21 protein-coding genes are annotated in these 26,656 nt (G+C 66.8%); 11 read left to right on the top strand and 10 right to left on the bottom strand.

The genetic code is table 11. The features are described 5' to 3' along the window. Positions 1–82 precede the first annotated feature (82 nt). The gene (gene mdtD, locus ACSHSS_RS09200) at positions 83–1,519 is read right to left on the bottom strand and encodes a multidrug transporter subunit MdtD (protein WP_217261852.1); all 1,437 of its coding nucleotides are present in this window, start codon (positions 1,517–1,519) and stop codon (positions 83–85) included. Positions 1,520–1,717: 198 nt separating this feature from the next. Here mdtD and ACSHSS_RS09195 point away from each other — a divergent pair, with 198 nt between their 5' ends. Then, complete coding sequence (locus ACSHSS_RS09195; protein ID WP_445544853.1) at positions 1,718–2,029, top strand: DUF2917 domain-containing protein; 312 nt, start codon at positions 1,718–1,720, stop codon at positions 2,027–2,029. Here the strand turns inward: ACSHSS_RS09195 and ACSHSS_RS09190 are convergent. Then, positions 2,002–3,234, bottom strand: coding sequence for a citrate/2-methylcitrate synthase (locus tag ACSHSS_RS09190; protein WP_217061029.1), 1,233 nt, complete (start codon positions 3,232–3,234; stop codon positions 2,002–2,004). The genes ACSHSS_RS09195 and ACSHSS_RS09190 overlap by 28 nt on opposite strands. Positions 3,235–3,373: 139 nt before the next feature. Here ACSHSS_RS09190 and ACSHSS_RS09185 point away from each other — a divergent pair, with 139 nt between their 5' ends. Next, positions 3,374–4,765 carry a CoA transferase gene (locus ACSHSS_RS09185; RefSeq protein ID WP_445544852.1) on the top strand — a complete coding sequence of 464 codons (1,392 nt, stop codon included), beginning with the start codon at positions 3,374–3,376 and terminating at the stop codon, positions 4,763–4,765. Positions 4,766–4,790: 25 nt separating this feature from the next. Here the strand turns inward: ACSHSS_RS09185 and ACSHSS_RS09180 are convergent, their stop codons facing one another. Beyond that, complete coding sequence (locus ACSHSS_RS09180; protein WP_006398515.1) at positions 4,791–5,537, bottom strand: GntR family transcriptional regulator; 747 nt, start codon at positions 5,535–5,537, stop codon at positions 4,791–4,793. A 166-nt stretch (positions 5,538–5,703) separates the two neighbouring features. Here ACSHSS_RS09180 and ACSHSS_RS09175 point away from each other — a divergent pair, with 166 nt between their 5' ends. After that, positions 5,704–6,549, top strand: a complete 846-nt coding sequence (locus ACSHSS_RS09175) for an aldo/keto reductase (RefSeq protein WP_105789570.1) — start codon at positions 5,704–5,706, stop codon at positions 6,547–6,549. Between the two features lie 19 nt (positions 6,550–6,568). Here ACSHSS_RS09175 and ACSHSS_RS09170 read toward each other — a convergent pair whose 3' ends face one another. The 5 genes from ACSHSS_RS09170 to ACSHSS_RS09150 form a co-directional block, all read right to left on the bottom strand. After that, entirely contained in the window at positions 6,569–7,582 is a 1,014-nt protein-coding gene (locus ACSHSS_RS09170) for a HoxN/HupN/NixA family nickel/cobalt transporter (protein WP_105779608.1), read from the bottom strand. A gap of 132 nt (positions 7,583–7,714) precedes the next feature. Continuing rightward, entirely contained in the window at positions 7,715–9,820 is a 2,106-nt protein-coding gene (gene fusA / locus ACSHSS_RS09165; RefSeq protein WP_006398518.1) for an elongation factor G, read from the bottom strand. A 222-nt stretch (positions 9,821–10,042) separates the two neighbouring features. Continuing rightward, the gene (locus ACSHSS_RS09160) at positions 10,043–10,543 is read right to left on the bottom strand and encodes a DUF192 domain-containing protein (protein ID WP_006405897.1); all 501 of its coding nucleotides are present in this window, start codon (positions 10,541–10,543) and stop codon (positions 10,043–10,045) included. A gap of 158 nt (positions 10,544–10,701) precedes the next feature. Next, entirely contained in the window at positions 10,702–10,914 is a 213-nt protein-coding gene (locus ACSHSS_RS09155; RefSeq protein WP_006398520.1) for a hypothetical protein, read from the bottom strand. A gap of 280 nt (positions 10,915–11,194) precedes the next feature. Further along, positions 11,195–11,773, bottom strand: coding sequence for a pseudouridine synthase (locus ACSHSS_RS09150; RefSeq protein WP_059782739.1), 579 nt, complete (start codon positions 11,771–11,773; stop codon positions 11,195–11,197). Positions 11,774–12,043: 270 nt separating this feature from the next. Here ACSHSS_RS09150 and icd point away from each other — a divergent pair, with 270 nt between their 5' ends. Further along, positions 12,044–13,300, top strand: coding sequence for an NADP-dependent isocitrate dehydrogenase (gene icd, locus ACSHSS_RS09145; RefSeq protein ID WP_006398522.1), 1,257 nt, complete (start codon positions 12,044–12,046; stop codon positions 13,298–13,300). 274 nt (positions 13,301–13,574) lie between these two features. Beyond that, a complete protein-coding gene (locus tag ACSHSS_RS09140) occupies positions 13,575–15,800 on the top strand; it encodes an NADP-dependent isocitrate dehydrogenase (RefSeq protein WP_006398523.1) in 2,226 nt (741 codons plus the stop codon). A 123-nt stretch (positions 15,801–15,923) separates the two neighbouring features. Here the strand turns inward: ACSHSS_RS09140 and ACSHSS_RS09135 are convergent, their stop codons facing one another. Next, on the bottom strand, positions 15,924–16,148 hold the full coding sequence (locus tag ACSHSS_RS09135; RefSeq protein WP_012212852.1) for a hypothetical protein: 225 nt from the start codon (positions 16,146–16,148) through the stop codon (positions 15,924–15,926). 566 nt (positions 16,149–16,714) lie between these two features. On the opposite strand from ACSHSS_RS09135, the gene ACSHSS_RS09130 reads away from it, so the two are divergent. Together ACSHSS_RS09130 and ACSHSS_RS09125 are read left to right on the top strand one after the other, a co-directional pair. Beyond that, entirely contained in the window at positions 16,715–18,316 is a 1,602-nt protein-coding gene (locus tag ACSHSS_RS09130; protein ID WP_217261847.1) for a multicopper oxidase family protein, read from the top strand. Positions 18,317–18,804: 488 nt separating this feature from the next. Next, a complete protein-coding gene (locus tag ACSHSS_RS09125; RefSeq protein ID WP_445544851.1) occupies positions 18,805–20,637 on the top strand; it encodes a YadA-like family protein in 1,833 nt (610 codons plus the stop codon). Between the two features lie 246 nt (positions 20,638–20,883). On the opposite strand, the gene ACSHSS_RS09120 is transcribed toward ACSHSS_RS09125, so the two are convergent. After that, entirely contained in the window at positions 20,884–21,087 is a 204-nt protein-coding gene (locus ACSHSS_RS09120) for a cold-shock protein (protein WP_004196460.1), read from the bottom strand. Between the two features lie 542 nt (positions 21,088–21,629). On the opposite strand from ACSHSS_RS09120, the gene clpS reads away from it, so the two are divergent. The 4 genes from clpS to ACSHSS_RS09100 all read left to right on the top strand — a co-directional run bounded on the left by clpS (position 21,630) and on the right by ACSHSS_RS09100 (position 26,648). Beyond that, positions 21,630–21,944, top strand: a complete 315-nt coding sequence (gene clpS, locus ACSHSS_RS09115; RefSeq protein WP_006398529.1) for an ATP-dependent Clp protease adapter ClpS — start codon at positions 21,630–21,632, stop codon at positions 21,942–21,944. After that, on the top strand, positions 21,941–24,241 hold the full coding sequence (gene clpA, locus ACSHSS_RS09110; protein WP_006398530.1) for an ATP-dependent Clp protease ATP-binding subunit ClpA: 2,301 nt from the start codon (positions 21,941–21,943) through the stop codon (positions 24,239–24,241). Before clpS ends, clpA begins: the two co-directional genes overlap by 4 nt. A gap of 103 nt (positions 24,242–24,344) precedes the next feature. Continuing rightward, complete coding sequence (locus ACSHSS_RS09105) at positions 24,345–25,724, top strand: amino acid permease (protein ID WP_445544850.1); 1,380 nt, start codon at positions 24,345–24,347, stop codon at positions 25,722–25,724. Between the two features lie 153 nt (positions 25,725–25,877). Beyond that, positions 25,878–26,648, top strand: a complete 771-nt coding sequence (locus ACSHSS_RS09100; protein WP_012212856.1) for a COG4705 family protein — start codon at positions 25,878–25,880, stop codon at positions 26,646–26,648. Positions 26,649–26,656: the final 8 nt, after the last annotated feature.

The following is a 26,656-nucleotide window of genomic DNA, read 5'->3' as shown; positions in this document are numbered from 1 at the left end:
ATGCGCAGTTGCGACCCCGGCGCGGGCGCGCTGCGCGGGCACAGGACGCGCCCGCGCGCACCGCGCTGGTGCGCGCCGCGCGTCATGTGCGCTCGGACGGATCGGTCTTGTGCGCGCGGCCGCGTACCTCGGGCGCGAGCTGGCCGAAAATCCACGCCGACGCGGCCGTGATCAGCCCGACGCAGATGAAGGTCGCGTGGAACGCGGGCAGCGTGTTGCTCGGCGTCACGGTGCGCAGCATCCCGGTGAAGGTCGCGAGCAGCGCGCCCGCGACGGTCACGCCGAGGCTCATCGACAGCATCTGCACGAGCGAGAACAGGCTGTTGCCGCTGCTCGCGCCGCCCGTGCCGAGATCCTTCAGCGTCAGCGTGTTCATCGCGGTGAACTGCATCGAGTTGAAGCCGCCGAACAGCGCGAGCTGCACGACCTTCAGCCAGACGGGCATCGTGTCGCGCATCAGCGCGAAGCTCGCCATCATCACGCCGACCATGATCGTGTTCGCGAGCAGCACCTTGCGGTAGCCGTACTTCATGATCAGCCGCGTGATGAGCCGCTTCGAGAACATGCCGGCCGCCGCGACGGGCAGCATCATCAGCCCGGCTTCGAACGCCGAATAGCCGAGGCTCACCTGCAGCAGCAGCGGGATCAGGTACGGCATCGCGCCGCTGCCGATCCGCGCGAACAGGTTGCCGAGCAGCCCGACGCTGAACGTATGAATCTTGAACAGTTCGAGCGAGAAGATCGGCTGCGGCGCGCGCACCGCGTACAGGCCGTATGCGACGAAGCAGGCGAGGCTCAGGATCAGCAGCACGAGCACGGCCGCGTGCCGCATCCCGAGATCGGCGAGCCCGTCGAGCGACAGCGAGATCGCGACCATGCCGATCGTCAGCAGCAGATAGCCCTTCACGTCGAAACGGCCGACGGCCGCGTTGCGCGCGTCGGGCATCGACAAGAACGTGGCGACGCAGCCGGCGATGCCGACCGGGACGTTGATCAGGAAGATCCAGTGCCACGACGCGATCTTCACGAGCCAGCCGCCGAGCGTCGGCCCGATCAGCGGGCCGATCAATCCCGGAATCGCGACGAACGACAGCGCGGGCAGATAGCGCTCGGCCGGAAACGTGCGCAGCACCGCGAGCCGCCCGACCGGCAGCAGCATCGCGCCGCCGACGCCCTGCACGATGCGGAACGCGACCAGTTGCGGCAGCGTATGTGCGTTCGCGCACAGCAGCGAGCCGAGCGAAAACACGAGGATCGCGCTGAAGAAGACGCGCCGCGTGCCGAACGTGTCGGCGAGCCAGCCCGACACCGGAATCATCACGGCCATCGTCAGCGAATACGCGATCACGACCGATTGCATGCGCAACGGCGATTCGCCGAGGCTCGCGGCCATCGACGGCAGCGCGGTGTTCACGATCGTCGAATCGAGCGTCTGCATGAAGAAGCCCGTGGCGACGAGCCAGAGCATGACGGTGAGGTTCTTTTCGCCGGGAGCGGCGGCAGACGAGCGGTCGGACATGAGGCGAGGGCGGGGGCGCAGGACACCCGACATTGTAGGGAAAGCGCTCGCGCCGTGCAGACGGGCGTCACCTCGCGCGACGCTGTCTCGTGCGCGCGGCAGTACAGTTCTGCCGAAAGTGTCTGCAGGCGTATCTGTCGGCGTGCCGCTGCCGTCCGAAATACTGGCGTCATCGGACAAAGCGACCGGGAGGGGGCGATGCGCGAGTGGCGACTCTACGCGATGGACGGCGACGAGCCGGCCGGCCGGTGGCGGATCGTCGACCGTACCACGCTGCACGTGACGCACGGCGTGCTGTGGGTCACGATCGAAGGCCGGCTCGACGATCACTGGCTGCGCGCCGGCGATGCGCTGACGTTCGCGCCCGGCATGCGCGTCTGGATCGGCGCGGAGCGCGGCGGCGCGACGTTCGCGTTCGGGCCGCATCGCGCGCCCGTTGCGCGCGTCACATCGGCGGTGCGGCACGCGCCCGACGGACGGCATCACGCGGCCGCGTCGTTGCCGACGTAGCGTGCGCGCGGGCGGATCAGCTTGCCGTTCGCCGACTGTTCGAGCGCATGCGCGATCCAGCCGGCCGTGCGGCCCGCCGCGAACAGCGTGAACGCCGCGCCGTCCGGCAGTGCGAGTGCGCGTTCGAGCGCCGCGAGCGCAAAGTCGATCGTCGGCTGCAGCCCGGTCGCCGCTTCGACGCGTGCGGCCAGCGTGCGCGCCGCGCGCAGGGCAGACTGCTGCGGCAGCGCCGCGTGCAATGCGTCGAGCAGCGCCCGCGCGCGCGGATCGCCGTCCGGATACAGCGGGTGCCCGAAGCCGGCCAGCGCGGTGCGGCCGCCGTCCGCGCGTTCGTCGTGCGCGATCCGCAGCGCGAGGTAGCGGTCGAGATCGGCGGCGCGCGCGGCTTCGTCGAGCAGCGTCGCCGCGCGGAACGTCTCGCCGCCGTGGCGCGGTCCCGATAGCGCGGCGAGCCCGCCCGCGATCGCGCCGAACAGGTGCGTGCCGGTCGACGCGATGCAGCGCACGGCGAATGTCGACGGGTTCAGTTCGTGGTCCGCACAGAGTACGAGCGCGCGGCGCAGCAAATCGGCGTGATCGCGGCGACGCACGCGCCAGGCAGCGGCGAGTTGCCGATGCACGGGCGCGTCGGACGGTGCACAGCCGGCCAGTGCGGCGGCCGCGACACGCAGCAGCAGGGCGGCCGAATCGAGCTGCGCGTCGCGCTCCTGCGCCCACAGTCGCGGCAGCGACGCGGCGGCAGCCGGCAGCAGCACGAGCGCGCGGTCGAGCGGCGCGAGATGCGCCCAGCGGCGCGCCCAGTCGTCCCATTGCGCGCGATCGAAGCCGCTCGCGTCGAGCGAGGCGGCCGCGAGCCGCGCCGGTGCGCAGTCCCAGAGCCGCGCGGCGGTCGCTTCGAGCGTCGCGTCGTTCGCGAGTGCGATCGCATCGGCGCCGCGGTAGCGCAGGCGGCCGTCGGCGATCTGCGTGATCCGCGATTCGAGCACGGGCACGCCCCAGTCGAGCGAACGCTCCGCGACGCCGCCCGCCCGTTTCGCATCGGCACGCCGGCGCGCGAGCAGGCGCACTTCGTCGGCGTCGTAGCGACGCCGCTTGCCGGCGCCGTCCGGCAGCGAGCGCAGCAGCCCGCGGCTCACGTATGCATAGAGCGTGCTCACGCTGATGCCGAGCTGATCGGCCGCTTCGGGCGCGCTGAGAGACGTCATGTCGATCGCTCCTGTCGGCGCGCATAAGGCGCGCTCGCGCTACAACTATTCGTTATGTATTGATTCGCGCAATCAAGATTGATCGCGTGTGTGGCGAATTCTAGACTCGATTCCGTCTTCGCAACGACGGACTGCCGCCATGACACCCGAACACGCACTGACCCATTTGTGGCAACGCGCGCACGGCGACGCCGACGCGCTGTCGCGAGCGGCCGTGACCGGACACGATCCGGTCCTGCCCTCGACGTTTCGCATCGGTACGCTCGCGGCCGCAACGATCGCAGCGGCCGGCCTCGCGGCGGCCGAATGCCATCGGTTGCGTACCGGCGTCGCGCAGCGTGTCGACGTGTCGGTGCGCGACGCGCTCGTCGCGTTTCGCAGCGAACGCTATCTGCGCGTCGACGACGGACCGCCGCCCGAGCTGCGCCACCCGGTCACGGGCTTCTACGCGACGCGCGACGGCCGCTGGATTCAGCTGCATGCGAACTTTGCGCATCATCTGCACGGCATCCTCGACGTGCTCGATTGTGGCGAACGGCCGGCCGATGTCGCCGCGGCGATCCGCACCTGGGATGGCGCCGCGCTCGATACCGCGCTGGCCGACGCCGGGCTGTGCGCGGCGTTGATCAGAACGCCTGACGAGTGGGCCGCGCACGAACAGGCCCGCGCGATCGCGGCGCTGCCGCTGTTCGAGATCGAACGGATCGGCGACGCGCCGCCGGAGCCGATCGGCGGCGGCACCGCCGCGCGCCCGCTCGAGGGCGTACGCGTGCTCGATCTGACGCGCATCATCGCGGGGCCGGTCGCAGGGCGCACGCTCGCTTCGCACGGCGCGCAGACTCTGCTCGTGAACGGGCCGCACCTGCCGAACATCGCGCCGCTCGTGATCGACAACGGTCGCGGCAAGCGTTCCGCGTGGCTCGATCTGCGCGAGACGGCGGGCGTCGACGCGCTGCGCGCGCTCGTGCGCGACGCCGACATCTTCCTGCAGGCATATCGTCCGGGTGCGCTCGCCGCGCGCGGCTTCGGACCGGAGGCGCTGGCGGCGTCGCGTCCCGGCATCATCTGCGTATCGGTGTCGGCGTACGGGCATGCGGGCCCGTGGGCCGCACGGCGCGGCTTCGACAGTCTCGTGCAATCGGCGAGCGGCATCGCGTCGCGCGAGCAACAGGCCGCGCACGCGGACGCACCGCGCCATCTGCCCTGCCAGGCGCTCGATCATGCGACCGGATACCTGGCCGCATTCGGCGCGATGATTGCGCTGATACGTCGCGCGCGAGAAGGCGGAAGCTGGCATGTGCGCGTGTCGCTCGCGCAGACGGGGCACTGGCTGCAATCGTTCGGCGCGGTGCCGGACGGCATGCAGGCGCGCGATCTCGCGCTCGACGACGTACGCGACCGGATCGATCGCATCGCGTCGACGTTCGGCACGATCGATACGGTCCGGCCGGCCGAGCGGCTCTCGGCGACGCCGCCGTCGTTCGCGCGCCCGCCGGTGCCGCTCGGCAGCGACGACGCCCGCTGGCTCTGAACGCCGCGCGCGAAGCGCGGCTTGCCTATTTGCGAAGTTCGACGACGAAGTCGTAGTAGTCGTTGCGGCAATACGTGTCGGTCAGCTCGATCGCGCGCTGATCGGCCGTATAGCCGATACGCGTGATCAGCAGCAGTGCGTCGTGCGGCGCGATGCCCATCTGCGCGGCGATCTCGTCGGTCGCGTTGACCGCGCGGAAGTGCTGCAGTGCGCGCACGATCGGCGTGCCGCGCGCTTCGAGATAGCTGTAGAGCGATCCGCCGATCGCTTCGGGATCGGGAATCAGCGTCGCGGGGAACGTCGAGTTCTCGACGGCCATCACGATGCCGTCCGCGAGCCGCAGCCGCTTCAGGCGCGTGACCGATGCGGCCGGCGACAGCCCGAGCTGAATCACCTCGTCGCGGTTCGCGGGCTGGATCTCGCGCGCGAGCCACTGCGAGCTCGGCTTGAAGCCGCGGCGCTCGAGCATTTCGCTGAAGCTCGACAGCCGCGACAGCGGATCTTCATAGCGCGGCCGGATGAAGTTGCCGGCGCCTTGCGTCCGACGGATCAGCCCTTGTTCGACCAGCAGCGCGATCGCCTTGCGCGCGGTGATCCGCGACACGCCGAGCGCCTCGGACAGCACACGTTCGGAGGGCAGCGCCTCGCCGGCCGCCCAGCGATTGTCGTGAATCGCATCGCCGAGCTTGCGGGCGAGCTGCAGATAGAGCGGCGTGTCGTTGTCGGGGTCGGGGCGCAGGTCCTGCCAGCGATCGTCCGTGGGTGCCTTCATGGAATGGGTATCGATCAGATTGCGGCCATTCTAAGTCATCATGCGGCGCCGTTATAGCCGGTTTTTGCGATCCTGCAGGTGCCTGCGGCGGCGATTGACTACACTGATACGTCGCATTCGATGCTTCGGCCGCGGTGCGCGGCCACGAATCCGCAGCGAGGAATTCATGACAGACACGATGGCCACGGTCGTCCTGCCCGACGGCGAGACGATCCCGAAGCTCGGGCAGGGCACTTGGGAAATGGGCGAGCGGCCGGCGCGGCGCGCGGACGAGATCGCAGCGCTGCGCGAAGGCATCGCGCTCGGGATGACGCTGATCGATACCGCGGAAATGTACGGCGAAGGCGCGACCGAGGCGCTCGTCGGCGAAGCGCTGCACGGCTTGCGCGACGACGTGTTTCTCGTCAGCAAGGTCTACCCGCACCATGCGAGCCGGCGCGGTGTCGTCGCCGCGTGCGAGGCGAGCCTGAAGCGTCTGCGCACCGACCGTCTCGACCTGTATCTGCTGCACTGGCGCGGCTCGGTGCCGCTCGAGGAGACGGTCGAAGGCTTCGAGGCGCTGCGGCGCGCCGGCAAGATTCGCCACTGGGGCGTCAGCAACTTCGACACCGCGGACATGATCGAACTCGTCGACGAAGCGGGCGGCGCCGCGTGCGCGACCAACCAGATCCTCTACAACATCGCGCGGCGCGGCCCCGAATTCGACCTGCTGCCGTGGCTTGCCGAGCACCGGATGCCGGCGATGGCGTACAGCCCGGTCGATCACGCGCGGCTGCCGAAACGCTCGCCGCTCGACGAGATCGCGCGGCAACGCGGCGTGTCGGTGATGCGCGTCGCGCTGGCGTGGGTGCTCGCGCAGCCGGGCGTGTTCGCGATTCCGAAGGCGTCGCGGATCGAGCACGTGCGCGACAATCGCGCGGCGCTCGAGCTGGCGCTGACCGACGACGAGCATGCGCAGCTCGATGCGTATTTCCGCGCGCCGCGCAGCAAGCGGCCGCTCGAGATGCTGTGAGCGGCGGCGCGCGCGGTGCTCAGCGCGCCGGCGCGCCTGCCGCGCGCTGCCAGCGGTGGAACAGGATCGACGCGATCCAGCAGACGATAAACAGCGCGACGATCGCGTAGCCGAGCGTGCCGAAGCGTTCGCCGAGCGCATCGAGCGCGTCGCGCACGGGGCCCGTGAGCGCGAGCTTGTCGGCGAGCAGCCCGGCCGCTTCGATGCCGCCGATCGCGAGCGCGACGATCGCCGACACGAGCGTGATGCTCGCGTTGTAGAGTAATTTGCGCTGCGGGTCGTCCATTGCCCACCCGTACGCATGAATCATCAGCACGTTGTCGGTCGAATCGATCAGCGTCATGCCGGCCGTGAACAGCGCGGGAAACAGCATCACCGTATAGATCGGCAAGCCCTGGCTCGCCTGCGCGGCCGCGATCGCGAGCAGGCCGATTTCGGTCGCCGTGTCGAAGCCGAGACCGAACAGCACGCCGATCGGATACATGTGCCAGCTCTTCGAGACGAAGCGGAACAGCGGGCGCAGCAGGCGCGACAGCAGGCCGCCTCGCCGATGCCGATGCGCGCCGTCGTGTGCGTGGGCCGGCGCGCGGCGGTAGCGCCGCCAGACGTCGCGCAGGATCATCAGGTTCACGCAGGCGAGCGCCAGCAGGAATGTCGCCGACACGGCCGTGCCGATCGTCCCGCCGATGTCGCGAAACACATCGAAGTGTGTGCGCAGCGCGAACGCGGTGAGCGCGATGCCGAGCGTCGCGGCGATCACCACAGTCGAGTGGCCGAGCGAGAACGCGAGGCCGACCGTCAGCGGGCGCCGGCCGTCGTGCATCAGCTTGCGCGTCGCGACGTCGATCGCCGCGATGTGGTCGGCGTCGACCGCATGGCGCAGCCCGAGCCCGTAGGCGATCGCCGCGGTGCCGAGCAGCAGCGGATGCGCGCGCAGCACCGCGAGCGCCCATAGCCAGACGGCCGCATTGGCGGCGATCAGCCCCGCATAGAGGATCAGCAGGCGGCGCAGCGCAGGCGTGGCGGACAACATCGGCAGGTTCCATCGGACGATACGCCGGCCATTGTGGCACGCGAAAAAAATGCGCGGCGTGCGGATGGCGCGCCGAAAAAAAAGCTCGTCCGGAACCGGACGAGCTTTCGTACTCCGCGACGAACGCCGCGCTTATTTCGTCTTCGCGTTGATCACCGCTTCGGACACGTTCGTCGGCGTTTCGGCGTAGTGCTTGAACTCCATCGTGTAGGTCGCGCGACCTTGCGTGGCCGAGCGCAGCGCCGTCGAATAGCCGAACATCTCCGCGAGCGGCACTTCGGCGCGCACGAGCTTGCCGCCGCCGCCGGCGATGTCTTCCATCCCCTGCACGATGCCGCGCCGGCTCGACAGGTCGCCCATCACGTTGCCCATGAAGTCCTCGGGCGTCTCGACCTCGACGGCCATCATCGGTTCGAGCAGCACCGGCTTCGCGCGGCGCATCGCTTCCTTGAACGCCATCGAACCGGCCATGCGGAACGCGTTTTCGTTCGAATCGACGTCGTGGTACGAACCGAACGTCAGGTGCACCTTCACGTCGACGACCGGGTAGCCCGCGAGCACGCCGCTCTTCAGCGTTTCCTCGATGCCCTTGTTGACCGCCGGAATGAATTCGCGCGGAATCACGCCGCCCTTGATCTCGTCGAGGAACTCATAGCCCTTGCCGGGGTTCGGCTCGAGCGTGATCACCGCGTGACCGTACTGGCCGCGCCCGCCCGACTGCTTGACGAACTTGCCCTCGACGTCGGCGGCCGTCGTGCGCACCGTCTCGCGATACGCGACCTGCGGCTTGCCGACCGTCGCCTCGACGCCGAACTCGCGCTTCATCCGGTCGACCAGAATTTCGAGGTGGAGCTCGCCCATCCCCGAGATGATCGTCTGCCCGGATTCCTCGTCGGTCTGCACGCGGAACGACGGATCTTCCTGCGCGAGACGGTTCAGCGCGAGGCCCATCTTCTCCTGGTCGGCCTTCGTCTTCGGCTCGACCGCCTGCGAGATCACGGGCTCGGGGAATTCCATCTTCTCGAGAATGATCGGCTTGGCCGGGTCGCACAGCGTGTCGCCGGTCGTCGCTTCCTTCAGGCCGACGGCCGCCGCGATGTCGCCCGCGCGCACTTCCTTGATTTCCTTGCGCTCGTTCGCGTGCATCTGCAGGATCCGCCCGAGCCGCTCCTTCTTGTCCTTCGTCGCGTTGAGCACGGTGTCGCCCGAGTTGACGACGCCCGAGTAGACGCGGAAGAAGATCAGCTGGCCGACGAACGGGTCGGTCATGATCTTGAACGCGAGCGCGGAGAACGGCTCGTCGTCGCTCGGATGGCGTTCCGCTTCCTGATCGTCGAGCGTGTGGCCGAGGATCGCGGGCACGTCGACCGGCGACGGCAGATAGTCGATCACCGCGTCGAGCATCGCCTGCACGCCCTTGTTCTTGAACGCGCTGCCGCACAGCATCGGCACGATCTCGTTGGCGATCGTGCGCTGGCGCAGCGCGGCCTTGATCTCGTCCTCGGTCAGCGATTCGTGGTCGTGCAGATACTTCTCGAGCAGTTCCTCGCTCGCCTCGGCGGCCGCCTCGACCATCTTCTCGCGCCACTCGTGTGCGAGATCGACGAGGTTCGCGGGGATGTCCTCGTACGTGAACTTCACACCCTGGCTTTCGTCGTCCCAGACGATCGCCTTCATCTTCACGAGATCGACGACGCCCTGGAAATGATCTTCCGCACCGATCGGAATCTGGATCGGCACCGCGACGCCTTTCAGCCGCTCGCCGATCTGCCGCTGCACGCGGAAGAAGTCCGCGCCGACGCGGTCCATCTTGTTGACGAACGCGATGCGCGGCACCTTGTACTTGTTCGCCTGGCGCCACACGGTTTCGGACTGCGGCTGCACGCCGCCGACCGAGTCGTAGACCATGCAGGCGCCGTCCAGCACGCGCATCGAGCGCTCGACCTCGATCGTGAAGTCGACGTGCCCGGGCGTATCGATGATGTTGATCCGGTGTTCTGGATAGTTGCCGGCCATGCCTTTCCAGAAAGCGGTGGTCGCAGCCGACGTGATCGTGATGCCGCGTTCCTGCTCCTGCTCCATCCAGTCCATCGTGGCCGCACCGTCGTGCACTTCACCGATCTTGTGGCTCACGCCGGTGTAAAACAGGATGCGCTCGGTCGTCGTGGTCTTGCCGGCATCGATGTGAGCGCTGATCCCGATGTTGCGATAGCGCTCGATGGGGGTTTTGCGGGGCACGTGAACCTCCTGGTGGTTCGGATCGTAAGCGGGCCGGCTGCGCCGGTCCGGGCTTGGAAACAAGCGAGACTTCAAGGATAGCGCTTGCGCGCGGCTTTTGCAGATGCGGGCCGCGACCGCGGAATCAAGACGGCGCCGCCGGCGGCGGACGAAAAAAAACCGGCGCGCGACGCGGCCGGTTTCGGGCGGGGCAGGGCGCGGCCCGCGCGCGGGCGCTGTGCGTCACTGCGGCTTCGGCAGCCCTTCGAGCTTCATGCCGGGCTTGATGCCCTTCGCGGCGAACCAGCCCTTGCTCATTTCGAGCGCATAGACGCCGTTGTTGCGCGGGCAGTGGTTGTCGGTCGTCTCGGCCTGCATCTCGTCGATGTCGGTGATCGTGCCGTCGGCGCGGATGAACGCGATCGACAGCGGGATCAGCGTGTTCTTCATCCAGAAGCAGTGCACGGCGTTCTCGTTGAACACGAACAGCATCCCTTCGTTCGGCGCGAGCTGCGAGCGGTACATCAGCCCCTGTTCGCGGTCGGCGTCGTTCGCGGCGACGGCCGCATCGATCACGTACATGCCGGCGCGCAGCTTCACGCGCGGAAACTCGCTGGGCTGCTTCGCGCCGGGCGGTATTTGCGCGCCGGCGCTCTGCATGCCGAGCGCAAGCACGGCGAGTGCGGCGGGAAACACGGCGGCGCGCGCAAGGCGGCCGAGCGACGAGCGCAGGGAGAATCGCACAGCAGGGCTCCTATCTGGAAAACGAGACCGCATGGTACGCGATCCGCACCGGCGGGCACAAAAAGAAAAAGGCAGATCGCCTTGCGGTGATCTGCCTTTCAACGCCGTAAGAACGGCACGAACGTGTGTTCTTGACTGCGTTATTACAACCAGCTTGCTTAGTTCGAAGCAGCTGCCGGGGCTTCGGCTTCGCTAGCAGCCTTCTTCGCTGCGTGGTGCTTCTTGGCGTGGTGCTTCTTCGCAGCCTTGTGCTTTGCCGGTGCCGAAGCAGCTGCCGGAGCAGCAGCCGAAGCAGCTTCCGGAGCCGAAGCTTGTGCGAAAGCAGCCGTTGCGAAGAGACCAGCGACCAGAGCGGCGATCAGTTTGTTCATGTTGTGTTCCTCAGCTTTAGTTAATTAACCAAATGACCCGGCATAGGAGTCATGACGTCTAACGGTGCCATCCACCTTTCGGTTGACAGACGCTCCGAGAAATTTCTCTTTGCGCTGCGGGCGCCGAATCGTATTCGACGAAAACGTCGGTTTCGTGACGCAAACGCGGATTCGGCCGCCAATGCCGGATAGCTCAGGGTGGCATCTGCGTCGTTTAACGCGCGATCTTCGCAGGCGGTTGACGAAAAAGATGAGGAAAAGTGCGCGCGCGTCGCGCCGCTCAGGCTTCGCGTGCGAAACCGTCCCATGGCGCGCGCGGCGGCAGCGCGATTGTTTCGCCGGGTGCAATGCCGAGCGCGAATATGTCGAGCGCGCCGATGCCGACGCGCACGAGGCGCAACGTCGGGAAGCCGACCGCCGCCGTCATCCTGCGTACCTGCCGGTTCTTGCCTTCGGTGATCGCGAGTTCGATCCAGGTCGTCGGGATCGCCGCGCGGTAGCGGATCGGCGGGTTGCGCGGCCATAGCGTCTCGGGCGGTTCGATGAATTCGGCGCGGCACGGGCGCGTCACATAGTCGCCGAGATCGACGCCGCGCGCGAGCGCTTTCAGGTCGGCCGGGCCCGGCGCGCCCTCGACCTGCGCCCAGTAGCGTTTCACGAGCTTGTGGCGCGGCTCCGCGATGCGCGCCTGCAGCGCGCCGTCGTCGGTGAGCAGCAGCAGGCCTTCGCTGTCCGCGTCGAGGCGGCCGGCCGGATAGACGCCGGGCGTTTTTACCCAGTCGCCGAGCGACGGCCGCGTTTCGTGCGCGGAAAACTGGCAAATCGTGCCGAACGGCTTGTTGAGGGCGATCAGGGTCATGGGCGACACGCAGGCCCGCGGCGCGCGGGGCGGCGGGCGCTCTATGGCAAATGGCGGAATCTTAATGCATAATATGGAACGGCAAGTCCTCTGTCTTATATAAGACATAAGTGAAGACTTGATACGCAGCACCGCGCTTCGTGCCGCCGTGCCCGGTTGGGGCGCTAGAATAGCGGCTCGCTGTCGGCGCCGGGGAGCTCAGGCCTTGCTCCTGCGGCGCGCGCAGCTTCGACCAGCAACACCTGCTCAGCCACGTCACTGGAGTCGATCATGCCGTATCAGCACATCAAGGTTCCGGACGGCGGTGACAAGATCACCGTCAACCAGGATTTCACGCTCAACGTTTCCGATCAGCCGATCATTCCGTATATCGAAGGCGACGGGACGGGCTTCGACATCACGCCGGTCATGATCAAGGTGGTCGATGCGGCGGTCGAGGCGGCGTACAAGGGCAAGCGCAAGATCCACTGGATGGAGATCTACGCCGGCGAGAAGGCGACCAAGGTGTACGGCCCGGACGTGTGGCTGCCGGACGAGACGCTGCAGGTGCTGAAGGAATACGTGGTGTCGATCAAGGGGCCGCTGACGACGCCGGTCGGCGGCGGCATCCGTTCGCTGAACGTCGCGCTGCGCCAGGAGCTCGATCTGTACGTGTGCCTGCGGCCGGTGCGGTACTTCAAGGGCGTGCCGTCGCCGGTGCGCGAGCCGGAAAAGATCGACATGGTGATCTTCCGCGAGAACTCCGAAGACATCTACGCCGGCATCGAATGGCCGGCCGGTTCCGAGCAGGCGAAGAAGGTGATCGCGTTCCTGCGCGACGAGATGGGCGTGAAGAAGATCCGCTTCCCGGAAACGTCGGGGATCGGCGTGAAGCCCGTGTCGACCGAAGGCACCGAGCGCCTCGTGCGCAAGGCGATCCAGTACGCGATCGACAACGATCGCAAGTCGGTCACGCTGGTGCACAAGGGCAATATCATGAAGTTCACGGAAGGCCTGTTCCGTGACGCCGGCTATGCGCTCGCGCAGAAGGAATTCGGCGGCGAGCTGATCGACGGCGGCCCGTGGATGCGCGTGAAGAACCCGAAGACGGGCGGCGAGATCGTGATCAAGGATTCGATCGCCGACGCGTTCCTGCAGCAGATCCTGCTGCGCCCGGCCGAATACGACGTGATCGCGACGCTGAACCTGAACGGCGACTATATTTCGGACGCGCTGGCCGCGCAGGTCGGCGGCATCGGCATCGCGCCGGGCGCGAACCTGTCGGATTCGGTCGCGATGTTCGAAGCGACGCACGGCACGGCGCCGAAGTATGCCGGCAAGGATTACGTGAACCCCGGTTCCGAGATCCTGTCGGCCGAAATGATGCTGCGCCACCTCGGCTGGACGGAAGCGGCCGACACGATCATCGCCGCGATGGAGAAGTCGATCCTGCAGAAGCGCGTCACGTACGACTTCGCGCGCCTGATGGAAGGGGCGACGCAGGTGTCGTGCTCCGGTTTCGGCGAAGTGCTGATCGAGAACATGTAAGACCCCTTCCGGGATGGGCCGGCGCGCAGCCGGCCGCCCCGGCGCCTGCTGCCGGCGCCGGGGCGTTTCGTGGATGGCAGCTTTGGCAGGGCGGTCCGATCCGGGCCGCGGCGCCGCGAGGCGGCCCGCAAGCCCTGCAAGGTAGAACATGACGGCCCTCGCAACATTCCCGCCCGGCTAGCCGGCGCGCCCCTTTTCGCGACCGACCCGGTCGCTCCCCGCCGGTTACCGCCGGCGATCTTCAGTCCCACTTTCACGTAGCAACGCATCGACCATGTCCACTTCGCCCAAGATCATCTACACGCTCACCGACGAAGCGCCCGCGCTCGCGACCTATTCGCTGCTGCCGATCGTCAAGGCCTTCACGCGTTCGTCCGGCGTCGCCGTCGAAACGCGCGACATTTCGCTCGCGGGCCGCATCATCGCGGCATTTGCAGACACCCTGCCGCCCGAGCAGAAGGGTTCCGACGATCTGGCCGAGCTCGGCCAGCTCACGCTGAAGCCCGAGGCGAACATCATCAAGCTGCCGAACATCAGTGCGTCGGTGCCGCAGCTGAAGGCTGCGATCGCCGAGCTGCAGGCACAGGGCTACAAGCTGCCGGCCTATCCGGAAGAGCCGTCGACCGACGAAGAGAAGGCGATCAAGGCCCGTTACGACAAGATCAAGGGCAGCGCGGTGAACCCGGTGCTGCGCGAAGGCAACTCCGACCGCCGCGCGCCGCTGTCGGTGAAGAACTACGCACGCAAGCACCCGCACAAGATGGGCGCATGGCAGTCGAACTCGAAGGCGCACGTCGCGCACATGACGGAAGGCGACTTCTACGGCAGCGAGAAGTCGGCGCTGATCGCCGAGCCGGGCAGCGTGAAGATCGAGCTGACCACGGCCGACGGCGTGAAGAAGGTCCTCAAGGAAAAGACGGCCGTGAAGGCCGGTGAAGTGATCGACGCGTCGGTGATGAGCCGCAAGGCGCTGCGCAGCTTCCTCGAAGCGCAGATCGCGGACGCGAAGGCGCAGGACGTGCTGTTCTCCGTGCACCTGAAGGCGACGATGATGAAGGTCTCCGATCCGATCCTGTTCGGTCAGGTCGTCTCGGTGTTCTATCGCGACGCGCTCGAGAAGCATGCGGACGTGCTGGCCAAGGCGGGCTTCAACCCGAACAACGGCATCGGCGATCTGTACGCGCGCCTGAAGGACCTGCCGGCCGACACGCGCGAAGCGATCGAAGCCGACATCAAGGCCGAGTACGCGGTGCGTCCGCGTCTCGCGATGGTGAACTCCGACAAGGGCATCACGAACCTGCACGTGCCGAGCGACGTGATCGTCGACGCCTCGATGCCGGCGATGATCCGCGAGTCGGGCCGCATGTGGGGCCCGGACGGCGAACTGTACGACGCGAAGGCCGTGATTCCGGACCGCTGCTACGCGGGCGTCTACCAGGCCGTGATCGAGGACTGCAAGCAGCACGGCGCGTTCGATCCGGTCACGATGGGCAGCGTGCCGAACGTCGGCCTGATGGCGCAGGCGGCCGAGGAATACGGTTCGCACGACAAGACCTTCCAGATCCCGGCCGACGGCGTCGTGCGCGTGATCGACGAAGCGGGCAACGTGCTGCTCGAGCATGCGGTCGAGTCGGGCGACATCTGGCGCATGTGCCAGACGAAGGACGCACCGGTGCAGGACTGGGTCAAGCTCGCGGTGAACCGCGCACGTGCGACCGGCGCACCGGCCGTGTTCTGGCTCGATCCGGCGCGCGCGCACGACGCGCAGATCATCGCGAAGGTCGAGCGTTACCTGAAGGATCACGACACGAACGGTCTCGACATCCGCATCATGACGCCGGTCGAAGCGACGCGTTTCTCGCTCGAGCGCATCCGCGCGGGCAAGGACACGATCTCGGTCACCGGGAACGTGCTGCGCGACTACCTGACCGACCTGTTCCCGATCATGGAGCTCGGCACCAGCGCGAAGATGCTATCGATCGTGCCGCTGATGGCGGGCGGCGGGATGTTCGAGACGGGCGCAGGCGGTTCGGCGCCGAAGCACGTGCAGCAGTTCGTCGAGGAAGGCTTCCTGCGCTGGGATTCGCTCGGCGAATTCCTCGCGCTCGCGGCGTCGCTCGAACACCTCGGCAACGCGTACCAGAACCCGAAGGCGCTCGTGCTCGCGAAGACGCTCGACCAGGCAACCGGCAAGTTCCTCGACGAGAACAAGTCGCCGGCGCGCAAGGTGGGCGGCCTCGACAACCGCGGCAGCCACTTCTACCTGTGCCTCTACTGGGCGCAGGCGCTCGCCGCGCAGGACGAGGATGCGGCGCTGAAGGCGCAGTTCGAGGGTGTCGCGAAGGCGCTCGCCGACAACGAGGCGCGCATTCTCGAGGAACTGTCGGCCGCGCAAGGCAAGCCGCAGAACATCGGCGGCTACTATCGCCCGAACGTCGAGCTGACGAGCCAGGCGATGCGCCCGAGCGCGACGCTCAACGCGATCGTCGACGCGCTCTGATCGCGATCGGCGCCGGCAGGCGGACGCGGCGGCGCTGACCGGCCGCCGCCCGACGGACGGCCGCCCGAGCGCAACAAGAAACGCCCCGGAGGTCCGGGGCGTTTTGCTTGGGTGACGCGTCATTCAGACGTGAACGACTTCCCACTCGGCGATTTCGTGCGGCACTTCGAGCGTCGCGGTATCGAGGTCGGACAACTGCGGGCAGTCGCCGCGAGAGATGTGGTCTGCCGCGTGTTCCGGGCACGAGAATGCGCCGAGCACGGCGTTGCCGAACGTCGCTTCCCAGCCGCCGTTACCCGGCAGGATGTAGAACGACCCGAGCGCTGAACCAAAGCGAAATCCCATCATTTCCGTTCTCCCTTTCTGATCACAAGCGATTCTGTGCGTGCCGCCGGTTCGACCGGCCCTGGCTCGACTGGCTGCTTGCGTCCGGTCCGGTATCGACCATCGTCGCGAAGCGTCAGTGCATGGAGCAAAGTCTACGTCCGGCGACGGCCCGGATGGTGCGCGTAGAACGGCGACTCGATAGAAAAATTATCCTGTAAAAACAAAAGGATACGCGCTTCATTTTGTATTGCGGAACGTTTTTCGGCATCGCGAAACGGGGAATTTGTGCCATGCACCACGAATTTTTATAACGCAGTGATTCTTTCCGCATCGTGAAAAATTGACGGTTTGGCGATCGACGAGCATGCGGGCGCGCCCAATAGGTGGGAATCGCCATGCGCCGAGTGCGGAACGGGCGCCGCGATGCGCAGGCTGCACTGCGACGTATCGCCGCTCGACCGGCGCTCGCGCGTCGCGGTACGGACGCGCGGTTATGATGGCGCGGGGCACGGCTTCGCATCGTGCCCGCGGTATGCGGCCCGTCCGCGTGGCGCCGCTGCCGCCGCACGAATAACGAGGAACGATTGATGATTCGAAGAACCTTTCTGTCGCGCGCGATCGGGGTCGCGGCGGCATCGCTCGTCGCACGCGGTGCATGGGCGCAACATGCGGGACATGCCGGTATGGCAGGCATGGACGACATGCGCGACATGCCGGGCATGGGCGGCATGGCCGGGCACGGGCAGCACGCTAACAAGCCCGCGCCTGCGGCGCTCGCGGCAGCCGACGCGCTGCCGGCCGGCGCGCCGCTGGCCGCATTGCGCACGCTCGTCAACGAAAGTCGCGAGCCGGGCACGTTCCGCGCGACGCTGATCGCGCAGCCGGTCGCGCGGCCGCTGCTGCGCGGTGCGCGCCCGACGACGTTCTGGCAGTTCGGCGCGGGCGCCGACGGCCCCGTCGTCGGTCCGCTGATCGACGTGCGCGAGGGCGATACGGTCGAGATCCGGTTCGAGAACAAGCTGCCGCAGCCGTCGACGATTCACTGGCACGGGCTGCCGGTGCCGCCCGATCAGGACGGCAATCCGTCCGATGCCGTTGCGCCGGGCGCGTCGCGCGTCTACCGCTTCACGCTGCCGAAGGGCAGCGCGGGCACGTACTGGTATCACCCGCATCCGCACATGATGACGGCCGAACAGGTGTTCCGCGGGCTCGCGGGGCCGTTCGTCGTGCGTGCGGCCGACGATCCGCTCGCGGGCTGGCCCGAGCGCCACCTGTTCGTGTCCGATCTGAAGCTCGCGCGCGACGGGACGATTCCGCCGAACGACATGATGGACTGGATGAACGGTCGCGAAGGACAGTTCGTGCTCGTCAACGGTGCGCGCCGGCCGCGGATCGAGGTCGCCGGCGACGAACGCTGGCGCGTGTGGAACGCGTGCAGCGCGCGTTACCTGCGCGTCGCGTTCGACGATGGCCGCGCGTTCGAGCATGTCGGCACCGACGGCGGCCTGTTCGGCGCGCCGCGTCGCGTCACGTCGCTGCTGCTCGCACCGGGCGAGCGCGCGGAGATGCTGGTTCGGGCCGGCGACCGCGCGTCGCGCGCGGTGCTGCAGGCAGCCGAGTACGACCGCGGCAAGATGGCGATGTCGCACGACGAGGGCCACGGCAGCCTGCCGCCCGATCCCGCACGCGCGCTGGCCGACGTCGTGTTTGCGCCGGCCGCGCCGCGCGAGTTGCCCGCGACGCTGCGCACGGTGCCGCCGCTCGGCGAGCCCGTCGCGCACAAGGAGGTCGCGTTCGGCGAAGAGATGGACATGGACGCGATAATGAAGCCTGGCGCGCATGGTCGCCCGGCCGGCATGCGTTTCACGATCAACGGCGACACCTATGCGCCGGGGCGCGTCACGCTGACGAGCCGCCGCGGCGACGTCGAACGCTGGACGATACGTAACGCCACCGACATGGATCATCCGTTCCATCTGCACGGCACGCAGTTCCAGGTGATCGAGCGCGCGACGGAAGGCGCGCGCACGATCGAGCCGTTCCGCGCATGGCGCGACACCGTGAACGTCCGCAGCGGCGAGACGGTGACGATTCTGACGACGCAGGATATGGCCGGCGAACGCATGTTCCACTGCCACATTCTCGAACACGAAGACCTCGGCATGATGGGTACGCTGAAGGTCGTCTGACGTATCGCTCGTCCGGGTGTCGTCGGCACCCGGCGTTCGCCGTTCGCAGGAAAGCAGGCCGCGCATCGTTGTCGATGCGCGGCTTTTTCTTTCTCTGGCGACATTGGGGCGCGCGCAGCGTAATGATTTGTCTTGTCCTATCGGTCAAATGCGAATTGAGTTAGTTGTCCCATAAATATTGGTACGTGTCAGATATGTCTGACGTGTCGCCGTCCCTATACTCGATTTCCGCCGCCGGCTCGCACGCGAAGTCCTGAGCGTAACGCGTCGGTGCGCTTCCCGGCGGTTCATGTGCGGCACAGGTCGCTTCCGATTTCCGATGCGGATTCGACGTGTGCCGAAGACCGAAAAATACGATTAGGAAAACGATGAAAAATACGAGAGACCGAGGCATCAACACGAACACCTTCAGTGCGAAAGACGAGTCGCGATGCGCGCGCTCCGCGCGGTCGCGCGCCCGCCGCGCGCTGGCATCCGGCGTGGCCGGCATGCTCGGATGGGCCGTTCCCGACGCATATGCGCAGCGGTATGACGATGCGCCGGCGCTGTCGCGCAGCGTGTCCGCCGACGCGATCCTGCGAGCCGGCGCGAACGCGCTGGCACCCGACGACGGTATCGCGATCGTCGTCGATGCGGGCAACGCGCATGACATGAACGGCACGCGTGCGCGCGCGCCGGGGCCGAACAGCTTCGCGATCGGCGGCAACGCACTCGCTGCCGGCGCCGACAGCATCGCGCTCGGTCCGCAGGCGTGGGCGGCAGGCGATGCGAGCCTGGCCGCAGGTGTCGCGGCGGCGGCCTACCAGACGGATGCCGTTGCGGTCGGCGCCGGCGCGAAGGCGAAGGGCGAACAGAGCATGGCTGCCGGTACGCAGGCGCTGGCAGCTTCGTCGGGCAGTACGGCGGTGGGCGTGCAATCGAGCGCAACGGGTGCGGCGAGCACCGCGCTCGGCGCGGACGCGGCGGCGTTCGGCGACGGAAGCATCGCGCTTGGCAGCGGCGCAAGCGCGAACGAGTTCGACAGCATCGCGCTCGGGACGGTCGCGAGCGCTTTCGCGGACGAGACGATTGCGATCGGCGGCTCGGCCAGCGCGGACGGCACGGGCAGCATTGCGCTCGGTGCGGAAGCATCGGCGTTCAACGACGGCAGCGTCGCGGTGGGCTACGGCGCAAACGCGCAGGCATCGGGCGGTGTGGCGATCGGCGTCGCGGCGGACGCGTCGGCGGAGCACGGCATTGCGCTCGGTTCGAGCGCGAATGCGAGCGGGACGGGTGCGGCGGCCGTCGGTATGTCGTCGAACGCGGCGGGCGTCGACAGCGGGGCATTCGGTCCGAATGCATCGGCGCTCGGCGACGCGAGCCTCGCGATCGGTGGCGGCGCCAACGCGTCGGCGTCGGATGGCGTCGCGATCGGCGTTGCCGCGAACGCATCGGCGGAGCGCGGCATCGCGGTCGGCGCGACCGCGAGCGCCGACGGCGCGAACGGTGCCGCGATCGGTGCGGCGTCGCGCGCGGCAGGCGCGGACAGTGCCGCATTCGGCATCGACGCGTCCGCGCTCGGCGACGCGAGCCTCGCGATGGGCCGTCGCGCGATCGCGACGAACGATGGCAACGTTGCAATCGGCGCCGATGCGCATGCAACGGCAAGCAGCGGCATCGCGATCGGCGTGGGCGCGCGCGCCGAGGGCGCAGACAGTACCGTCCTCGGCGCCGGTGCGCGCGTAGGCCGCACCGGCGGAGTCGCAGTCGGCGTCGCGGCGACCGCAACGGGCACCGACGGTCTCGCGACGGGCGCTCGCGCACAGGCTGCGGGCTTCCGAAGCACCGCGATCGGCGCCGACGCGACGGCAGCCGGCGATCGCAGCACGAGCGTCGGAAATGGCGCGTCGGCGACGGCCGCGCACAGCATCGCGCTCGGTTCGGACGCCGTGGCGAGCGGCACGAATTCGGTCGCGCTTGGCCGCGCGTCGGTTGCGGATCGCGACGATACGGTGTCGGTCGGCGCAGCGGGGCGCGAGCGGAAGATCGCACATGTCGCGGACGGCGTGCTGCCTTTCGATGCGGTGAACATGCGGCAGCTTCACTCGGTTGCACGGCGCGCATACGGCGGCGTGGCAGCGGCGACCGCGCTGTCGATGATTCCCGACGTCGACGCGGGCAAGACGATCGCCGTCGGGATCGGCACGGGCGGCTATCTCGGCTATCAGGCCGTCGCGCTCGGCGCATCGGTGCGGTTCGGCGAGAATCTCAAGCTGCGTGCCGGCGCGAGTCTGAATGCCGCGACGACGACGTGGGGCGCGGGCGCCTCATATAGCTGGTAACGCCACGGCGAACATGCGCGATAAACGCGCATGTAAATATTGCGCGACGATGACGGCGCGCGCGATCGCGAATCGGTAAAACGGTCGCGCGCGTCGACAAAATCGATTTGCACGCCTATGCGGACAATCTCGGAGCTTGTGTCGTCATTGTGCAAACTCGCCGATCAATCGACGCGGTGCATCTACGATGCACAAAAAAAGAAACCCGGCATCTCGCCGGGTTTCTTCATCCGAAATCCGTTGCCCTCAGGCGGCCTGGATATTCGAAGCTTGCTTGCCCTTCGGTCCTTGGACGACTTCGAAGCTCACCTTCTGGCCTTCCTTCAGGGTCTTGAAACCCTGCATGTTGATCGCCGAGAAGTGCGCGAACAGGTCTTCACCGCCCTCGTCGGGAGTGATGAAACCGAAGCCCTTTGCGTCGTTGAACCATTTGACAATACCAGTTGCCATACCTACTTCCCCTGTCACACAGTCGCTACTTACCACGAGCACGCTCGAAAAGCTAAACGACCGGAAAACTGCAGCCGTTCCCCCCTCACAAGCTCACCTCGGCCTCTTTCATTTCGCCCGCAGGCAATTTGAAAAAAGTGCCAGCTTGATTGTTGGCGCTCTTTATTTGAGTGTCAAGGAAATTTTTAGACGGTTAGGGGGACGTTGTAAAGAACCCATTTTCAGGGTTTTTCCGGCTTTGCTTCGCCGCACGACGGCAAGCGCGGCAACTTGAAAAGTCGCATAATCGGCTCATATACCAGGCTCGAGTGACACGCGTTCGAGTCGTCCCGGCTTGTGGGATACTGGATGCGAACACGACGTTCCGGCGCGACACCCGGCGACGATTCGCGTTCCGCGCCACGCGTGAAAGCCGGCACCGCAGCCGGCTTTCGCATGGCGCGAAGACGATCGCGTGTTTCCGGGATACCGGGGAGGGCGCCGGCCGGTCGGTCGGGTAATGGCAGGATTGCGGGCCTGTCCGAGTTGTTTAGAATGGGTGTATGGCGATTATCCCGGACAAGCAGGACAGCACGGTCCTGGAACGCAAGCAACAGAAGCTGAAGCCACCTTCGATGTACAAGGTGGTGTTGCTGAACGACGACTTCACGCCGATGGAATTCGTCGTGATGGTCGTGCAGGAGTATTTCAAGAAGGATCGCGAGACGGCCACGCAGATCATGCTGAAGGTCCATCGCGAAGGGCGAGGGGTTTGTGGGGTCTATACGCGGGACATCGCGTCGACCAAAGTTGAGCAAGTCGTTACCCATGCGCGGCAGGCCGGGCATCCGCTGCAGTGCGTGATGGAGGAAGCATGATTGCCCAGGAATTGGAAGTCAGCCTGCACATGGCGTTCATGGAAGCACGCCAGGCGCGCCATGAGTTCATTACGGTCGAGCACCTGCTGCTCGCCCTGCTGGATAATCCGACGGCAGCCGAGGTGTTGCGCGCGTGCGCGGCCAACATCGAGGATCTGCGTCAGAACCTGCGCAATTTCATCCACGACAACACGCCTACCGTCCCCGGTACCGACGACGTCGATACCCAGCCGACGCTCGGCTTTCAGCGCGTGATTCAGCGCGCGATCATGCACGTCCAGTCGACGTCGAACGGCAAGAAGGAAGTGACCGGCGCGAACGTGTTGGTCGCGATCTTCGGCGAGAAGGATTCGCATGCCGTCTACTACCTGCAGCAGCAGGGCGTCACGCGTCTGGACGTCGTGAATTTCATCTCGCACGGCATCGCGAAGACGAACAGCGGCGAGGCCGCGAAGTCGGGCGATCCGAGCGCGGAAAGCGACGACGCGAACGCGCAGAAGGAAACGCCGCTCGCGCAGTTCACGCAGAACCTGAACCAGATGGCGAAGGACGGCCGCATCGATCCGCTGATCGGGCGCGAGCCCGAGGTCGAGCGCGTCGTGCAGGTGCTGTGCCGCCGTCGCAAGAACAATCCGCTGCTCGTCGGCGAAGCCGGCGTCGGCAAGACCGCGATCGCGGAAGGGCTCGCGTACCGCATCACGCGCGGCGAAGTGCCCGACATCCTCGCGAATGCGCAGGTCTACTCGCTCGACATGGGCGCGCTGCTCGCGGGCACCAAGTATCGCGGCGATTTCGAGCAGCGTCTGAAGACGGTGCTGAAGGAACTGAAGGAGCGTCCGCACGCGATCCTCTTCATCGACGAGATCCACACGCTGATCGGCGCGGGCGCCGCGTCGGGCGGCACGCTCGATGCGTCGAACCTGCTGAAGCCGGCGCTGTCGTCGGGCACGCTCAAGTGCATCGGCGCGACGACGTTCACCGAATATCGCGGGATCTTCGAGAAGGATGCGGCGCTGTCGCGGCGCTTCCAGAAGGTCGACGTGACGGAGCCGACCGTCGAGCAGACGGTCGCGATCCTGCGCGGGCTGAAGTCGCGCTTCGAGGAGCATCACGGCGTCAAGTATTCGTCGGGCGCGTTGTCGGCCGCCGCCGAACTGTCGGCGCGCTTCATCACCGACCGTCATCTGCCGGACAAGGCGATCGACGTGATCGACGAAGCCGGTGCCGCGCAGCGCATCCTGCCGAAGTCGAAGCAGAAGAAGACGATCGGCAAGAGCGAGATCGAGGAAATCATTTCGAAGATCGCGCGCGTGCCGGCGCAAAGCGTGTCGCAGGACGATCGCAGCAAGCTGCAGACGCTCGATCGCGATCTGAAGAGCGTCGTGTTCGGCCAGGATCCGGCGATCGACGCACTCGCGGCGTCGATCAAGATGGCACGCGCGGGCCTCGGCAAGATGGACAAGCCGATCGGCGCGTTCCTGTTCTCGGGCCCGACGGGCGTCGGCAAGACCGAGGTTGCGCGCCAGCTCGCGTTCACGCTCGGCATCGAGCTGATTCGCTTCGACATGTCCGAATACATGGAGCGCCATGCGGTGAGCCGGCTGATCGGCGCGCCGCCGGGCTACGTCGGATTCGATCAGGGCGGTCTGCTGACCGAAGCCGTCACGAAGAAGCCGCACTGCGTGCTGCTACTCGACGAAATCGAGAAGGCGCACCCGGACATCTTCAACGTGCTGCTGCAGGTGATGGACCACGGCACGCTGACGGACAACAACGGCCGCAAGGCGGATTTCCGCAACGTCATCATCATCATGACGACGAACGCGGGCGCCGAGTCGATGCAGAAGGCGACGATCGGCTTCACGACGCGTCGCGAAACCGGCGACGAGATGGCCGACATCAAGCGCCTGTTCACGCCGGAGTTCCGCAACCGTCTCGACGCGATCATCAGCTTCCGTGCGCTCGATGAGGAAATCATCATGCGCGTGGTCGACAAGTTCCTGATCCAGCTCGAGGAACAGCTGCACGAGAAGAAGGTCGACGCGCTGTTCACCGACGCGCTGCGCAAGCATCTGGCGAAGCACGGCTTCGACCCGCTGATGGGTGCGCGGCCGATGCAGCGGCTGATCCAGGACACGATCCGTCGTGCGCTCGCCGACGAGCTGCTGTTCGGCAAGCTGGTGAACGGCGGCCGCGTGACGGTCGACGTCGACGAAAACGACAAGGTGCAGCTCTCGTTCGACAAGCTGCCGAATCCGCCGCACAAGCCGAACGAAGAGACGGTCGAAGTCGAATAAGCGATAATTGCGGGTTCATCCGAACGGCGCGGGAAGTTCTCCGCGCCGTTTCGTTTTATCCGGCGCCGGCGGCGCGTTCGTAGGGCAGGGGAGTGGCAACGCAGTGACACGACAACAGCAGTCGTTCGACACCATCGTCGAACGCGAACAGGGGCTGCGCCACGCGCTGACGTCGGGGCAGATGGCGATGATCGCGATCGGCGGCGCGATCGGCACGGGACTCTTTCTCGGCAGCGGTTTCGCGATCGGGCTCGCCGGCCCGAGCGTGCTCGTGTCCTATGTGATCGGCGCGCTGATCGCATTGCTGCTGATGGGCGCGCTGGCCGAAATGACGGTCGCGCATCCGACGGCCGGCTCGTTCGGTGCGTATGCCGAACATTACGTCGGCCCGCTCGCCGGCTTTCTGGTCCGTTACGCATACTGGTTCGCGGTCGTATTCGCGATCGGCACCGAGATCAGCGCGATCGCCGTGTTCATGAAGTACTGGTTTCCGGCGGTGCCGGGCTGGTACTGGGTCATCGGCTTCTCCGCGCTGCTGATCGCGGTGAATCTCGCGAGCGTCACGCTGTACGGTTCGGTCGAATATGCGTTCTCGCTGCTGAAGATCGCGGCGATCGTCGTCTTCATCGTGCTCGGCGCGTATCTCGTGTGGTCCGCGCCGCCCGCATCCGGCATCGGCTTCGCGAACTACACCGCGCACGGCGGTTTCATGCCGAAAGGGCCGTGGGGCACCTGGGTCGCGGTGATCGTCGCGATCTTCAGCTACATGAGCATCGAGGCGGTCGCGATCGCGGCCGGCGAAGCGCGCGATCCGCAGCACGCGGTCACGCGCGCATTCCGCTCGACCGTGTTTCGCCTCGTGCTGTTCTATCTGCTAACGCTGTCGCTGATGCTCGCGATCGTCCCGTGGACGCAGGCCGGCACCGACGAGAGCCCGTTCGTGAAGGTGATGGCCGCGACGCACGTGCCGTACGCGGCCGGCGTGATCAACTTCGTGCTGCTGATCGCCGCGTTGTCCGCGATGAACAGCCAGCTGTACGTGACGACGCGGATGATGTTCAGCCTGTCGCGCGCGCGTCTCGCGCCCGCGGTGTTCGGCCGGCTCGGCGCGAACGGCGTGCCGCGCGCGGCGCTCTGGATCTCGACGAGCGGCGTCGCTGTCGCGGCCGTGCTCGTCGCGGTGTCGCCCGATACGGCGTTTACCGTGATGATGGCGATCGCGATGTTCGGCGCGCTGTTCACCTGGCTGATGATCTTCGTCACGCATCTGCGTTTTCGTGCGCGCTACCGCGGCCCGGCGCTCCCATTCCGTATGTGGGGACATCCGGTCGGCAGTCTGCTTGGGGTCGCGCTCGTCGCGTCGATCCTGTTGACGACGGCGTTCACGCACGAATTCCGCATGACGATGGCGGTCGGCGTCGTGTTCGTCGTGCTGCTGGTGGGCGCGTATGCGCTGCATTACCGGCACGAACACGCACGCTGAGCGCGCGGCGGTGCGCCGCGCGATACGGCGCCGGCACGCGGCATCGCCTGTCCGTCGAATGCTAAGGTTGCGTTAAGCCGTCGGCGATTACATTCGAGCCTGTCTGCGATGCGCGCGGCACGTCCGCGCGCTGCGTTTCCGCAAGAGGTTCGAATGAAAAAACTTCCCGAAATCACGCTCGCGTTCTGGATCATGAAGATCTGCGCGACGACGCTCGGCGAAACCGGCGGCGACCTGCTGTCGATGACGCTGAACGTCGGCTATGCGATGAGCTCGATCCTGCTGTTCGGTTTCTTCCTCGTCACGCTCGGCGCGCAACTGCGCACCACACGCTATCGGCCGGCGATCTACTGGGCGGTGATCGTCGCGACGAGCACGGCCGGCACGACGATGTCCGACTTCATGGACCGCACGCTCGGGCTCGGCTACGCGCTCGGCGCATCGATTCTCGTCGCGATCCTGCTGTCGATCTTCGCGATCTGGCGACTGAGCGGCGAATCGCTGTCGGTCGACCGGATCCGCACGCGCAAGGTCGAGATGCTCTACTGGATCGCGATCCTGTTCTCGAATACGCTCGGCACCGCGCTCGGCGATTTCCTCGCGGACAGTTCCGGCCTCGGCTTCGGCGGCGGTGCGCTGCTGATCGGCGGCCTGATTGCGGCGATCGTGGTCGCACACTACTTCACGCGGATCTCCGGCGTGCTGCTGTTCTGGGCCGCGTTCGTGCTGACGCGGCCGTTCGGCGCGACGGTCGGCGACTTGCTGACGAAGCCGATCGACAAGGGCGGTCTCGCGCTCGGCACGGTCGGATCGTCGGCGGTGCTGCTCGGCGTGCTCGTCGCGATGGTGGCCTATGCGATGCTCGCGCAGCAGCGGCAGCGCGGCATGACGCCCGCACGGGTCGCACAGCGCGTCGACGATTGACGCGCGCC

The organism is Burkholderia sp. BC1, from assembly GCF_052683555.1.
Note: the sequence above shows the minus strand (reverse complement) of the source record. Positions and strands in the feature narration are given on the sequence as shown.

Bases quoted from the DNA above. Each gene is read 5' to 3' on its own strand.
- mdtD (WP_217261852.1), bottom strand. From the start codon at position 1,519: ATGTCCGACCGCTCGTCTGCCGCCGCTCCCGGCGAAAAGAACCTCACC.
- ACSHSS_RS09195 (WP_445544853.1), top strand. From the start codon at position 1,718: ATGCGCGAGTGGCGACTCTACGCGATGGACGGCGACGAGCCGGCCGGC.
- ACSHSS_RS09190 (WP_217061029.1), bottom strand. From the start codon at position 3,234: ATGACGTCTCTCAGCGCGCCCGAAGCGGCCGATCAGCTCGGCATCAGC.
- ACSHSS_RS09185 (WP_445544852.1), top strand. From the start codon at position 3,374: ATGACACCCGAACACGCACTGACCCATTTGTGGCAACGCGCGCACGGC.
- ACSHSS_RS09180 (WP_006398515.1), bottom strand. From the start codon at position 5,537: ATGAAGGCACCCACGGACGATCGCTGGCAGGACCTGCGCCCCGACCCC.
- ACSHSS_RS09175 (WP_105789570.1), top strand. From the start codon at position 5,704: ATGACAGACACGATGGCCACGGTCGTCCTGCCCGACGGCGAGACGATC.
- ACSHSS_RS09170 (WP_105779608.1), bottom strand. From the start codon at position 7,582: ATGTTGTCCGCCACGCCTGCGCTGCGCCGCCTGCTGATCCTCTATGCG.
- ACSHSS_RS09155 (WP_006398520.1), bottom strand. From the start codon at position 10,914: ATGAACAAACTGATCGCCGCTCTGGTCGCTGGTCTCTTCGCAACGGCT.
- ACSHSS_RS09150 (WP_059782739.1), bottom strand. From the start codon at position 11,773: ATGACCCTGATCGCCCTCAACAAGCCGTTCGGCACGATTTGCCAGTTT.
- icd (WP_006398522.1), top strand. From the start codon at position 12,044: ATGCCGTATCAGCACATCAAGGTTCCGGACGGCGGTGACAAGATCACC.
- ACSHSS_RS09140 (WP_006398523.1), top strand. From the start codon at position 13,575: ATGTCCACTTCGCCCAAGATCATCTACACGCTCACCGACGAAGCGCCC.
- ACSHSS_RS09135 (WP_012212852.1), bottom strand. From the start codon at position 16,148: ATGATGGGATTTCGCTTTGGTTCAGCGCTCGGGTCGTTCTACATCCTG.
- ACSHSS_RS09130 (WP_217261847.1), top strand. From the start codon at position 16,715: ATGATTCGAAGAACCTTTCTGTCGCGCGCGATCGGGGTCGCGGCGGCA.
- ACSHSS_RS09125 (WP_445544851.1), top strand. From the start codon at position 18,805: ATGCTCGGATGGGCCGTTCCCGACGCATATGCGCAGCGGTATGACGAT.
- ACSHSS_RS09120 (WP_004196460.1), bottom strand. From the start codon at position 21,087: ATGGCAACTGGTATTGTCAAATGGTTCAACGACGCAAAGGGCTTCGGT.
- clpS (WP_006398529.1), top strand. From the start codon at position 21,630: ATGGCGATTATCCCGGACAAGCAGGACAGCACGGTCCTGGAACGCAAG.
- clpA (WP_006398530.1), top strand. From the start codon at position 21,941: ATGATTGCCCAGGAATTGGAAGTCAGCCTGCACATGGCGTTCATGGAA.
- ACSHSS_RS09100 (WP_012212856.1), top strand. From the start codon at position 25,878: ATGAAAAAACTTCCCGAAATCACGCTCGCGTTCTGGATCATGAAGATC.